Origin of the sequence: Robiginitalea sediminis, assembly GCF_002198115.1 — a bacterium.
In the GTDB taxonomy this organism is placed as follows: domain Bacteria; phylum Bacteroidota; class Bacteroidia; order Flavobacteriales; family Flavobacteriaceae; genus Robiginitalea; species Robiginitalea sediminis.
In genome coordinates this window covers 532,817-545,601 of record NZ_NGNR01000002.1, presented here as the reverse complement: position 1 = coordinate 545,601, position 12,785 = coordinate 532,817, and the positions used below count along the sequence as shown (strand labels likewise).

The 12,785-nt window shown below is 53.0% G+C and carries 9 protein-coding genes; 8 read left to right on the top strand and 1 reads right to left on the bottom strand.

From position 1 onward, the window contains the following. Positions 1-9 precede the first annotated feature (9 nt). On the top strand, positions 10-1,362 hold the full coding sequence (locus tag CA832_RS08620) for an NAD-dependent succinate-semialdehyde dehydrogenase (RefSeq protein WP_088341421.1): 1,353 nt from the start codon (positions 10-12) through the stop codon (positions 1,360-1,362). A gap of 332 nt (positions 1,363-1,694) precedes the next feature. Next, positions 1,695-2,087, top strand: a complete 393-nt coding sequence (locus tag CA832_RS08615) for an acyl-CoA thioesterase (protein WP_088341170.1) — start codon at positions 1,695-1,697, stop codon at positions 2,085-2,087. Here CA832_RS08615 and CA832_RS08610 read toward each other — a convergent pair. Beyond that, complete coding sequence (locus CA832_RS08610) at positions 2,084-3,382, bottom strand: dipeptidase (RefSeq protein ID WP_088341169.1); 1,299 nt, start codon at positions 3,380-3,382, stop codon at positions 2,084-2,086. The genes CA832_RS08615 and CA832_RS08610 overlap by 4 nt on opposite strands. A 138-nt stretch (positions 3,383-3,520) precedes the next feature. Between CA832_RS08610 and CA832_RS08605 the strand changes: the two genes are divergently transcribed. Genes CA832_RS08605 through CA832_RS08580 form a run of 6 tightly spaced genes read left to right on the top strand, consistent with a single transcriptional unit; the run spans position 3,521 to position 12,650 of the window. Beyond that, positions 3,521-5,233, top strand: coding sequence for an ATP-binding response regulator (locus tag CA832_RS08605; RefSeq protein ID WP_143542358.1), 1,713 nt, complete (start codon positions 3,521-3,523; stop codon positions 5,231-5,233). Next, positions 5,230-5,607: a response regulator transcription factor gene (locus CA832_RS08600; RefSeq protein WP_088341167.1), complete on the top strand. Its 378-nt coding sequence runs from the start codon at positions 5,230-5,232 to the stop codon at positions 5,605-5,607. Before CA832_RS08605 ends, CA832_RS08600 begins: the two co-directional genes overlap by 4 nt. After that, complete coding sequence (locus tag CA832_RS08595) at positions 5,604-7,667, top strand: HEAT repeat domain-containing protein (protein ID WP_088341166.1); 2,064 nt, start codon at positions 5,604-5,606, stop codon at positions 7,665-7,667. The genes CA832_RS08600 and CA832_RS08595 overlap by 4 nt, the downstream gene beginning before the upstream one ends. Continuing rightward, positions 7,660-9,087, top strand: coding sequence for a glycosyltransferase family 2 protein (locus tag CA832_RS08590; RefSeq protein WP_088341165.1), 1,428 nt, complete (start codon positions 7,660-7,662; stop codon positions 9,085-9,087). Before CA832_RS08595 ends, CA832_RS08590 begins: the two co-directional genes overlap by 8 nt. 3 nt (positions 9,088-9,090) lie before the next feature. Then, entirely contained in the window at positions 9,091-11,454 is a 2,364-nt protein-coding gene (locus CA832_RS08585) for a sulfatase-like hydrolase/transferase (RefSeq protein WP_088341164.1), read from the top strand. Then, on the top strand, positions 11,451-12,650 hold the full coding sequence (locus CA832_RS08580) for a YaiO family outer membrane beta-barrel protein (protein WP_088341163.1): 1,200 nt from the start codon (positions 11,451-11,453) through the stop codon (positions 12,648-12,650). Before CA832_RS08585 ends, CA832_RS08580 begins: the two co-directional genes overlap by 4 nt. The last annotated feature ends 135 nt before the right edge of the window (positions 12,651-12,785 follow it).

Below are 12,785 nucleotides of genomic sequence, written 5' to 3'. Positions count from 1 at the left end.
GCATTTACCATGGTCCAATCTATAAATCCCTATACCTCCGAAGTGCTCTACGAATTCGAGCCGCTGAAACCCGGGGCGATACGTCGTTGCATTGAAACATCCGCCGTATCCTTCAGGGATTGGGCCGTAAGGCCATTAAAGGACAGAAGGGCACATATGGAACGGGTGGCAGACGTACTCCAGGCCAATAGGGAGCTCTATGCCCGGAACATAACCATGGAGGTAGGCAAACCGATATCCCAGTCCCTGGCCGAAATCGATAAATGTGCCTGGGTATGCCGGTATTATGCAAACATGGCAGGGGCGCATCTGGCTGGCAGGGAAGTGCAAACCGATGCCAGCAGGAGTTATGTGTCTTATGAGCCTCTGGGGCCGGTACTGGCCGTTATGCCCTGGAATTACCCGTTCTGGCAGGTAATGCGTTTTGCAGCACCCACGCTAATGGCTGGTAACACAGGCCTTCTAAAACACGCGTCCAATGTTTGGAAGTGTGCGGAGTTAATTGAAGAAGCTTTTCTGGAGGCCGGTTTTCCAAAAGGGGTTTTCCAGAACCTGAAGATCGGAAGCCCCGAGGTGGAAATCGTTTTGTCGCACCGGGAAGTGCGGGCCGTAAGCCTTACAGGAAGTACTGCGGCCGGGAGTGCAGTGGGTGCCCTGGCAGGGAAACATATCAAAAAATCGGTACTGGAGCTGGGCGGGAGCAATGCCCTGATCGTTTTTGAGGATGCCGACCTGGAACAGACCCTGGAAACCTGTATCCAGGCGCGGTTTCAGAATACCGGACAAAGTTGCATTGCAGGGAAAAGGCTGTTGCTGCAACGATCCGTGTCCGAAACCTTTCTAAGCAAGTTGCAAAAGCGCATTGAGGCCCTTAGGTGCGGCGATCCGTTGGATCCTGAAACCTTTATTGGCGTTCTGGCACGGGCGTCCGGAGCGAAGGAATTGGCCCTGCAACTGGAAAAATCACTTGATATGGGAGCCGAGCTCCTCCGTGGAGGTGGGTCTGAGGGCGCTTTTTTTGAACCCACCCTGGTGGGGAATGTCAGTCCGGAGATGCCGTTGTTCCAGGAGGAGACTTTTGGCCCCCTTCTGGCGGTAACCCTATTCGATACGGAAGAAGAGGCGGCGGCCCTTAGCAATAATACCCTATTTGGCCTTGGAGTGTCTGTTTTTACATCCTCCATGGATCGCGCACGACGCTTGATCCCGAAACTGAACGAAGGAGCTGTTTTTATCAATGCCCTGGTGAAAAGCGACCCAAGACTACCTTTCGGAGGGGTGGGGCAATCGGGTTACGGAAGAGAGTTGTCTGAAGAGGGGATTCGGGAATTCACCAATTGTAAGACCGTTTATTACTCTTGATATATTATAATATAATATTGATATATAATATAATATGATTTACAAAGAGTAGTATTGCTTGAAATAAATCCTTTTTTGGGTTCTCCGGGATTAGAGCAGGTTTGTAAGCAAGGTCAGGGCAAGGATCAGCAGGAATTTGACGAAGGTATACATGGCGTGTCGGTTTTTGGCATTGGGAAAGTACTGAATCCGCGAATTAACCGCGGTCCAATTAGCAAAACTTTATCCCCGGCTTAACATAATTTATGATTTAATAAAAGCGTCGGGCAAGTCTTCTTATGTAGTCCGGATAGCACGGCAGCAACGTATCTTTGGTAAGCTAATTACAGATTATGAGGTTCCATACTAGAAAATGGGTGAAATCGGAAGACCTGAACTCCAGCGGCACCTTGTTCGGTGGGAGGCTCCTGTCATGGATAGACGAAGAGGCCATCCTGTATAGCATCATCCAGTTGGAAAACAAGAAGGTCGTAACCAAATATATTTCCGAAATCAACTTTATGAGTACGGCCCACAGTGGCGATATCGTTGAAATCGGGATAGAGGTGGTGAAATTCGGGACGTCCTCCCTGACCCTGCGGTGCGAGGCACGCAATAAAATGACGCGGGAAACCATAGTTACGGTAGACCAAGTTATCGTGGTAAACCTCGATGCCGACGGCAAGCCCACACCTCATGGGAAAACGAGGGTAGAATTTGTAAAGGACCGGTTGGAAAAGGCCTAGTCCTCCCAGGCCTCAGCTATGGCCTGTACCTCATCCAATACCCTCAGCAGATTCCCGCCCCAAAGCTTCCGGATGTCCTCCTCGGAATACCCCCGGCGCACCAATTCCAGGGTTACATTGAAGGTTTCGGAGGCATCGGACCAGCCTTCTATGCCACCACCCCCGTCGAAATCCGAACTGATCCCTACATGATCAATCCCGATTAGGTTTACCATGTAGTCTATATGGTCAGCAAAGTCCGAAACGTTCACCGCCGGTGGGGCGTCTCCGCGTTTCGTGGCAAGGCTATCAGCCATTTGGCGCACTTTCGGATAGTTTTCCATAAGGGTTTCCCGTTGCTCCTGGGAAAGAGAGGCAAACTGAGAGCGGTCGTACCACTCCAGGCCGAGGGAATCTGCCACAGCTTCCCGGAGTCCGCGCATATAAGCGGCCCGCGCTTCGCTTTTCTCGGTATTCAGGTAGGCGGGAAAGGCTACGGTTTGAACGACCCCGCCATTTTCCTTAAGCTTGAGTAACTGCTGGTCATCCAGGTTACGGCTGTGGTTGCAAAGCGCCCGGGCAGAGGAATGCGAAGCAATAATAGGGGCCTTGGAAAGCTCTAGCATCTGCATTACCGCTTCGCGGGAAGGGTGGGAAATATCTATCATAATCCCCAGTCTATTCATTTCTTTTACAGCTTCTTTGCCTATTTCACTTAAACCATTATATAACCAAACACTATCGGCTTCCCCTGTGTTGGAGTCCGAGAACTGGCTATGGCCGTTGTGGGCCAGGGAAACGTAGCGCGCACCTTTCTGGTGGTACACTTCAAAGTTCCCGAGGTCTTCTCCAATAGGATAGGCATTCTCCACCCCAATCATGGCAACCTTCCGCCCGGAAGCGTGTATTTCCCGGGCTTCTGCAGCCGTTAGGGCCAATCCGATCCGGTCCGGGGCGATTTCCTCGCAAAGCCGGTGGATGGCATCGAACTTCGCCATGGCATTTTCCGCCGCCGCGCTATAGCCCTCCGGACTGAGTGTGTCCTGCCCGGTATAGACGATGAGCCAGGCCAAATCCAGCCCTCCCTCTTCCATTTTGGGGAGGTTTACCTGGGTTTCCAGGCGCTGGGTATAATTGACCGAATCCGTGAAGTTCCGGACATTGATATCCACATGCGTATCCACAGTCATGACTGCCTGGTGAATGCGCATGGCCTCCTGCGTGGGATCCGGTGGTTCCGGGCTTTTATTTTCGACACAGGATACGAGAAGCACTGCGCACCACAAAAAGGACAGGGGAGAGGCGTATTTCTTCATAGGTTAACCAACGTTTATGCGGGTTTGACAACAGAATTGGAAAGATAGGGAACATTTACTTGTACCAGGGCCGTGTTTTGGGGATTTTTAGCGCACCTGATCACGAAAATCGGTGGGAAATCCTACCAACACCAACCCATGCCAACAAAATCCAAGGACCTCCAGCAACGTGTACATGGCCTCAAAGAAGCACTGGACGCGTATTCATTCGAGGAATTATCTGCCGAAGAAGCGCGGCGTCTCAAAAATCGCTTCGAGACGTTCTGCAGTGAATTGGACAGTAGGTACTGGGGGGGCGCAACTTCGGATCAACAAGGTGAGAATGCATCCTGGGTAGAGGCCCAAAAGCTCATCACCTCTGTCAGTCATGATTTCAGGACACCTTTGCACGGGATTATGGGGTTTGCAGACCTGTTGCTGGAATCCGAACTGGATGATCAGCAAACCTCAAGTATTCGTTCTATCCGTTCCGCTTCAAAATCCCTGCTGGATCTTATCAACCAGTTTCTGGCGTTTTCGCGTCTCAACGGGGGGATTGAACCCTATGCTCGGACCGCGTTCCGACCCCGGGAGGTGCTCCAGGAAGCTGCAGACCTGGTCCGCCCCATCCTCAGTTCAAGGGATGTCCGGTTAACATACGACTTTAACGATTCAATCCCCGACACCCTTTTGGGGGATCCCGCCAAACTCACCCAGGTCCTGTTCAACCTGCTGGGAAATGCAGCAAAGTTTACACGCCAGGGGCAGATTCAGCTTCAGGCCGGAGGTGCTGTGGAAGAAAAGCAATTTGTCCTCACGGTGAGCGTCCGCGATACCGGATGCGGCATTCCGCCTGAGGTATTGCCAAGAGTTTTCGATCCCTATTTCCGGGGAGGGCATTCCGAAGGTTCCGTCATTCCGGGAACAGGATTGGGATTAAGTATTGTTCACCGAATCGTACATCAACAAGGGGGTCGCATCAAGGCCATGAGCCGCGAGGGCCGGGGTAGCACCTTTCGGTTTCAGATCCCTTATGGAATAGGAACTGCCACCGCGGTTCCGTCAAAAGAAGCCACCCCTTCAGGCATTGAAGTCCTCAAAGGGAAGCGATTCCTTGTATTCGAAGACAACAGCCTGAACCTGAAATTAATGGAAACCCGACTGAAGTCCTGGGGATGCCGTTTTTTGCCGGCCCCAAGTGGTCCCTATGGCCTCGGGTTACTTAAAGAAGTGGATGTGGATGTGGTTTTGATGGACCTGCGCATGCCCGGAATGGATGGGTATGAGGCCAGCCGGCAAATCCGCAGCAGCGAGGATCCGCGTATCCGAAACCTACCCATAATAGCCGTAACCGCCGATTTTTCGGCAGAAGAAGACCAAAAATGCAAAGCAGCCGGAATTGACGATATCGTCCTGAAACCCTTTCGCCCGGAAACGCTTTCGGCAGCCCTTATAAAGGCCGTGGCAGGGAGCCAGCAGGCGCTCACGCCCGAACCGCATTCGCATTCGGAAGACTCTCTGTCCCTGGAAAGGCTTTGGACAGAGTGCGGGGAAGACCCCGAGGTCCTTCGGGAACTCCTGGACCTGCTCCGTGCAAATCTGCTCGAGTTTCTGGGCCGTTTAAAAGTACATATGAAAAACCCGGATTACCGGGAAATACGCAACGCCGCCCATAAAGTAAAAGCCGGCCTTGTCCTTATAAATGCAACCGATTGGCTGCGTGCCGTTGAAGAAATCCATGAACTGAGCCGTGAGCAGCGCGGTCTCGGCCGCATCCGTCAGTGGGAAGCGGAACTCTCCCGGGACTACCAGGTACTGGATTTTCAATTGGAACAAGCCTTTTTACAACTAATTAAACGCAACTCGCGATGAATGACCCCCGACTTTTACTCGCCGAAGACGACGAAATGCTCGCTTCCCTGCTCCGTTACCGCCTTGAAAAAGAAGGCTACCTGGTGGAGTGGGTATCCGACGGCCGTGCCATGAAGGAATCCCTGGAACGCACCCTTCCCGATATTGTAGTGAGTGACGTACTTATGCCGTATTTCTCCGGGATTGAAATGGTGGACTACCTGCGGAACGAGATCAAATCCTCCATCCCGGTAATCCTGATTTCCACGGCTGGCAATGAGACCAACGTCCTGAACGCCTTCGAACTGGGAGCCGACGATTTCATCGCAAAACCGGTAAGCCCTTCCGAACTGATGGTTCGAATCCATAAAATACTGAAAACACGGGTGGCTTGACCCAAACCTTTTGGACATATCGCCCCCTTCCTCTGTTCCAGGCCCCGGAGATCCATACCAATCTTCTGTGGGACCTAGGAATCCTCTTTGGCAGTATCAGCCTTGCGTATTTTGGCTTCATCTTCCTGATGCGCAACAGACTCTCTGCCCGTAAAGCCGCCGTCCGCCAGCACAAGCGCGAACTGGCCCCCATGATTAGCAATTTCCTGTTTTACGACCCGGAAACCGAGGCCGAGGGCCGGGAGGCCTATATCACGATGAAAATTGAAATCCGTGAGTTGCTCAAGAATCCGTTCAACCGCCGGATATTATCGGAGGTCCTGATGGACTTAAAGACAGATGTTTCGGGTTCTGCCCGCGTGAAATTACTCCGCCTGTACCGGGATCTCGGATTGCACCAGGACGCATATACCAAGCTTAAAAGCTGGCGCTGGGAGCGGGTATCCCAGGGCATAAGGGAACTCACCGAAATGGAGGTCGAAAAGGCCTATACCCTTATCCGCCCCTTTGTTAACGACAAAAGGGGGGTAATCCGAAAACAAGCACAGCTGGCTACCGTAAGCCTTCGGGAAGAAGGTCTTTCCTTTTTTATGGACACGGCGCGCTACAGCATATCCGAATGGCAGCAGATTAAACTCCTTGAAATCCTGAGGCAGCGCGAGGATTATAACCCCCCTCGTTTCCGGGACTGGCTTACCTCCGAAAACCGGGATGTGGTCCTTTTTGCCCTGAGGCTCATCAGGCACTACAACCAAAACGATGCGGAGCCGGCCATCATAAGGCTGTTGCAACACCGGAATACCATGGTAAAGATGGCCGCCGCGGAGTGTATCCGCGATTTCCGTTTTAAAGCGGCACGGGACCCCTTGAAGGTGATTTTCCGGAAATCGGGAGAAGCGCTGAAACTTCTGATCCTGGAGGCCCTTTCCAGTATTGGGGATGCCCATGACCTGCCAATTTTACAACAAATTTCAGAACAGGACGGGAATTTCGTAGTGCGTTCCAAAGCGCGCTCGGTAATGAACACCCTTGTCCCGGGAAGTGCCCTGCCTGTGGCGGGCATCGACCCCCTGGAGCCAGTTGCTCCTCAGGAAAACCCGAAGGAGGAACCGCAAGTCCTTCAAACATTCCAGGGGCAAACCGAGATCAACGAATTGGAGGTACAGGCGGAGGAAATCCCGGCAACCGAAGGGTTTAATCTCAAACCCACCCCATCGGCACCTGAAGACAACGGCCTGCCCGAACTATCGGAGCAAGGAGCGCACATTCCCATGGACGACTGGGATGAAGCCTTATTCGACTTTTGCCTGAAACAGGAACTGCGGGCCATTATGACACAGGCAGGCCCGTCTGAGGAGGATCCCGGAGATGATATTGCCTTTATCCCGTATATCGTCGAGGATGAACCTGAAGAGGAGACATCTCTGCAATCAGATAGGGAACCCGCACTGATTGAGGTAGACTACCAGGTAGTGGTCCCGGAAACCGGGAACCCTTCTGAGGGGTATCACCATGAAACCAGAACCAGCTCGGCGTTTGACCTGTCATTCATCCCATTGGTAACGGAAGATTCAGCAGAAATGGCTGGTTCCCACCAGGCATCTGAGCCGCGCTGGTCCAGGCAGGCTACGGATTTCGAAATACAGGAAGCCGAAACCCTTGTCCCAGCATTCGGACTCACAGGGGAACCGGAGGATGAAACGTCATTTTCGGAACCCATTAAAACGGAATATTTCACGGCACAACCCGAAAAAACAGCCCCTAACCAGGAAGGCACTTTCTGCATTTTCTCGGAATTCATCCGGGAGTACGACACGGAATCCAAACTCATCTTGCTTTCTGAAATTCCCGCTGTTGGCGGGCCCAAGGAAGCGGCGTTCCTCAGAGGATTGCTGGAAGACCAGGATGCCAGAATCCGGGAAAAGGCCGCAGCCGTTCTGGAGGAACTCAACGGGGCACAAGTAGGACCGGAGGAAACCAAACCCGCCCGGGGCCTGCAACTCCGGAATTTCGGCAGGTTCAGGCTTTGGAGACCTAAAAAGGAAAGGACCCATGAATAGCGGAGCCTTCGACATATTGCTGGAGTATATCAACATCGTCTTTTTGGTGTTTACCCTGGTGTTGTTCCTACTTTTTACCGCCATGGGATACCTGTCTTCCAGGAGTTCCATCCATTACCGCAACAAGAACAGTGTGGGCGATATATCGCGCATTATGGCTTCGCCTCTTTCCCCGAGCATTACCATAATTGCCCCCGCCTACAATGAAGGGCTTACCATCGTGGAGAATATCCGGTCCCTGCTTTCCCTGCATTATGTGAATTATGAGGTTATGGTGGTCAATGACGGGAGCAAGGACGACACCCTTCAGAAAATGATCGACGCCTACGACCTGCAGCGTGTGGAACGGGAAATTGACCCGCAGTGGCGCTCTAAGCCCATTCGCGGGGTGTACAAATCCCGCCAGCGGTCCTTTTCCAAGCTCACGGTGGTAGACAAGGAGAACGGCGGAAAATCGGATGCGCTGAATACAGGGATCCAATTGTCCGAAAGTAAGTATGTAGGTTGTATCGATGTGGACTGCCTGCTTTTGCCGGATGCCCTTCTGCATGTGGTAAAGGCCTTCTACCAAAGGAGCCGGAAAAGGGTGATTGCCGTTGGCGGGGTAATCCGCGTGGCCAACAGTTGCCGGATCGATGGCGGGGTTCTCGAAGAAATCCGCCTGCCGAAGAATTGGCTGGCCCGCTTCCAACTGCTGGAATATACCCGATCCTTCCTTCTCGGGCGTATGGCCTGGGGGCGAATAGACAGTCTTCTGATCATTTCCGGGGCATTCGGGTTCTTCGATCGGGAAATTGCTATGGAAATAGGGGGCTACGACACGGGAACTGTGGGCGAAGACATGGAAATCGTCTTCCGCATGAGACGGTATATGCACGAGCGCGACCTCCCGTATACGGTAGAATACATCCCGGACCCACTGTGCTGGACAGAGGTCCCTGAAGACCTGAAAATCCTGGTAAACCAGCGCGACCGTTGGTCCCGGGGGAACCTGGAGACCCTTTTCCGGCATAAGGATATGTTTTTCAATCCCAAATTCGGACGGCTGGGAATGCTTTCCTACCCATATTGGTTTTTTTACGAATGGCTGGCTCCTATACTGGAGTTTCTGGGCTTCTTTTCCATCTTGTTGTTTGCCTACCTCGGTATCCTCAACTGGTCGTTCTTTCTGGCCATAACCGTAATGGTCTATGCCTTCGCCATTATGTTTTCATTTTACGCGGTCCTGTGGGACGTGTGGTCCTACAACCAGTATACGCGCACCAAAGACATTCTGATCCTGCTCTTTTGTGCCCTTATTGAGCCATTTACCTTCCACCCGATTGTGGTGTGGTCTGCCGTGCGCGGCAATTATAAAAAGTTGTTCAAAATCAATTCGGGCTGGGGTTCCCAGGTCCGCAAAGGATTTGCCAAAGCATAGGACATGGAAGTAAAGCAACCTTCAAAAACAGCCTCCGGCAAACGCCTCCTGAGGGATTATATCCGGCTGGTCATTGCGTTTTTTGCGGCTTTGCTGCTGCTTTCCACCTACCAGCAAGTCCGCCTCTACGAACAAGGCGCCCTGGATACCCTGTTTAATACCAACCTGTTGCTCCACGCCCTGCATCAACTTGGTTTTGCTGCACTCTGCGGCCTCCTTGGAGCCTTTGTTTTCAACATTCTGGAAGGCAAAAAGCCCGGACTTGGTTTCCGGATTTCGGCCGCATTGTTTACAGGGTTACTGCTGCTGGAAGCCATCCTGACTGAATACTTCATAGACCGATATGAACTCGTGGGTTCGGCCATGGCATCCCAACTGGGGGAACAGTATTCCGGGACACGGCTGTTTATAATGCTTGCCGTCGCTGCGGTGGTCCTTGGAGGGGCGTTCCGAGGGGCCTACCGCCTGAGCAAACGATTTTATCAGGTCATCTCCAACCTCTACCCGGCAACCATTATCCTGTTTTCGCTCTTTCTGGCAACCCTGCTCTCGGAAAAGAGGCCGGTGAACCGAAACAAGACTCAGTACATCCTGGAAGCGGTTGCCGACCAGTGGTCCGGGGTTGCGCCCTATTCCGGAGAAGACCCCAACCCATTCTGGAGGCCCGGAAACGGAAAAGGGACCTTGGGAGAGGTCCTGGAATTAAAATCTGACCCTCCGCATATCGTTATGTTGGTGGTAGAAGGCCTTGGATCCGATTTTGTAGGAAGTAATGCCCCGCTTGCTGCAGTTACCCCGTTTATGGATTCCCTCAGGCAACATGGCCTGTTTTGGTCCGACTTTATGGCAAACAGCCGGGAATCCTCAACTGCACTGGTGGCCCTGACCGCCTCCCTGCCTTTGGTGGAAACGCACCCGGGTATACACCTGCCTGCCCGTCATAGCCTTTATGCCTTGCTCAAAAAAGCTGGGTACCGGACCAGTTTCCAGTATGGGGGGAATAGTGCCCTCTTTGGCTGGGACCGGTATTTATACGAAGAGCGGATCGATGAACTGGCAGACCGTAAAGCCTTCCCGGAGCAGTACCAGGAGCACGAAGCCGATGCAGCCGGGATTTCCACAGGATTTCCGGACCAGGCCCTTTTTCAACGGTATCTGGATAGCCGCCCCCTGGCCACCGAGCCACGTTTCGATGTGTTCCAAACCCTGAGTAGCAAGCCACCCTACCGAATTCCGGATGCCGAATACTACGAAAAGCAAGTAGGTGAAAAGCTGGAACAAACTGTAACGGATGAAAGGACCCGGCGGGTCGCCAGGAGGAACAAGTCCCTGTTGGCTGCTATGCACTATACCGACCAGCAGCTTCGGGAATTCATGGAGGCAGTGGCCGCATTGCCGGAGTATCGGAATACCCTTTTTGTGCTTACCGGCAGCCACAGACCCAGATTACTGGGCGATTCAGAACCGCAAATGGCCTATGGGGTACCGCTGTTGGTTTTTGGTCCGTTAGTCTCCAGGCCCATGGATTTTCAGGCACCTGCCTCCCACCTGGACGTGGCACCCACACTGGCGTATGCCCTGGCTGAGCAATACAGTTGGGACCTGCCGAAGGAAACCCCCTGGATGGGAGGGGAGTTGCCACAAGGCAGTACCCCACGCAAAGATCTGGAAATCCCATTAATGGATCATATCCGTCGGGTTGCGGATCTTCGGGTCCGGGATCACCTCCTGTTGGATGGCAAGGCCTATGGCATTTCTTCCGGGGAGGCTGCACCTCCTTCCCCGGAAACAGGGGAGTCCCTTGCCTCCCGGGCAGCGGATTTCCAATCCCGATATGAATACGTATGGCGGGATAACGCCCTGGTGCCCAATGATGGTGTCCTTTACCCCCCGTTATTCCACCCGCCACAGAAAAAAGAACTGGTGTGGATCCACAGTGTGTTCAGTGGTTCGGATTTCGATAAGGCCTACAGTATTGCACGGGACCTGGCTTTTAATTCGGAAAGGGAGCGGGCGCGCTTGCTGTGCCGATATATCCTGTCTGAAGTACCGGGACATGTGGATACCGAAATCCTGCTGGGTCGGATCCATGCCTGGGAAGGACGGTATGCGGAAGCACAGGACATCCTGGAACAAGTGGTAAATAAATATCCGGTCTATGAGGACGGGTATGCTGCCCTGTTGGATGTCTACCATTGGGCGGGTAAAAACTATAAGGCCAGTTACCTGGCAGCGGCTATCCAAACCCGGTTACCGCATTCCAAAATTCTATCCGAGAAATTAATGCGGGCTTCCGGGGCTCCATCAGGCCAGCATTCCACAGGGGGTAACCCCACCCGGGAACTAACCCAAACGACATTCCAATGAAGCGCGTACTGCCAATTCTCATATTAGGGCTGGTTTGCCTCCTGCCACATACGAGCCCTGCACAGGATACCCCAGCTCCATATGATGCCGATCTGGCTCTGAGCAGTGCCCGGGAACTGGCCTTCAATGGCCAGTACGAACCTGCGCGGAAAGCCCTGAAACAAATACTGGCGGATTATCCCAAATATTCAGATGTGGAGAACCTTCTGGCCAGCACCTATAGCTGGGACGGGGATTACGAGCAGGCACGCCGGCACTTTAACCGGGTGATCTCAAGGGACAGAGGCTCCGTGGAGGGCTGGCTGGGAGCCATCCGCAATGAACGCAATGCCGGGAATCCGTCTTTGGCCCTTGGCCTGGCCAACAAAGCCCTTTCCTTTCTGGGGTCGAACCCGGATATTGAGCAATTGCGGGAAGAAATACGCACTGGCGCCACCCAGAGCAGGGGAGAAGCAACAGGGGAACCCAGTAATTTTATTGCCCTGGAAAATGCCCTCGAAGCCTTCGACCAGGGTTTCGACCCCATGGTTTATGGGACCATAGAATACCAACGCAATACTAAATGGGGAAAGTTGATCCCCAGGATCAACTACAGCCACCGGTTCCAGACCCACGGGGTACAGTGGGAACTCGATGCCTACCCCAGGCTCTCCAAAAAGTTTTATGCCTATCTCAATTATGGGTATTCCAATGCGCCCACTTATCCGGAGCACCGGGTCGGGGCGGAGGTTTATGCAAATGCAGGCAAGGGCCATGAGCTGTCTGCCGGTATGCGTTATTTGGGTTTTGAGGCCCAAAAGGCAACGCTGCTTACGGGCTCCTATGGCCTGTACCGCGGCAACTACTACCTGAGTTTCAGGCCTTACGTAAGCCTCTTCAGGGATAGAGATCCGGGGTTTTCGGGAGAATTTCTTGGACGCAGGTATCTTAAAAATGAGCACCACTATCTCGGACTGCGGGCCAATTACGGTTTCAACCCCGAACTTCAGCAATTGTATTCCGGGACACAGCTTTTGGCCGAGACCTTGTTCTTTGTGGAGCGCCAGGAGGTCCAGGTGGAATACCAGTTTACCGCAAAACGTACGGACCGGCGCTACCGCGCACACATAGGGGTAAGCCGGCAGGAGTTTGTTCTGCAGCCCGGTTCGTATTTCCTGGCAGTCAGGGCAGGGGTTCGGTACCAGATAGGCTTCTAGGGACAGACCACCAGGCGGTAGGATTTGCCAACAAAAACGGAAGGCTTCACCACAATTTATTGTGGAAGCGGCAGAAAGGGAATAGGTTTAACGTATCTCTTCCGACCCCCAAAGCGGAAGGGGTAAATTGTAACC

Excerpts from the sequence above, each read along its gene's own strand:
- CA832_RS08580 (WP_088341163.1), top strand. The coding sequence starts at position 11,451 with ATGAAGCGCGTACTGCCAATTCTCATATTAGGGCTGGTTTGCCTCCTG.
- CA832_RS08615 (WP_088341170.1), top strand. The coding sequence starts at position 1,695 with ATGAGGTTCCATACTAGAAAATGGGTGAAATCGGAAGACCTGAACTCC.
- CA832_RS08605 (WP_143542358.1), top strand. The coding sequence starts at position 3,521 with ATGCCAACAAAATCCAAGGACCTCCAGCAACGTGTACATGGCCTCAAA.
- CA832_RS08610 (WP_088341169.1), bottom strand. The coding sequence starts at position 3,382 with ATGAAGAAATACGCCTCTCCCCTGTCCTTTTTGTGGTGCGCAGTGCTT.
- CA832_RS08620 (WP_088341421.1), top strand. The coding sequence starts at position 10 with ATGGTCCAATCTATAAATCCCTATACCTCCGAAGTGCTCTACGAATTC.
- CA832_RS08600 (WP_088341167.1), top strand. The coding sequence starts at position 5,230 with ATGAATGACCCCCGACTTTTACTCGCCGAAGACGACGAAATGCTCGCT.
- CA832_RS08585 (WP_088341164.1), top strand. The coding sequence starts at position 9,091 with ATGGAAGTAAAGCAACCTTCAAAAACAGCCTCCGGCAAACGCCTCCTG.
- CA832_RS08590 (WP_088341165.1), top strand. The coding sequence starts at position 7,660 with ATGAATAGCGGAGCCTTCGACATATTGCTGGAGTATATCAACATCGTC.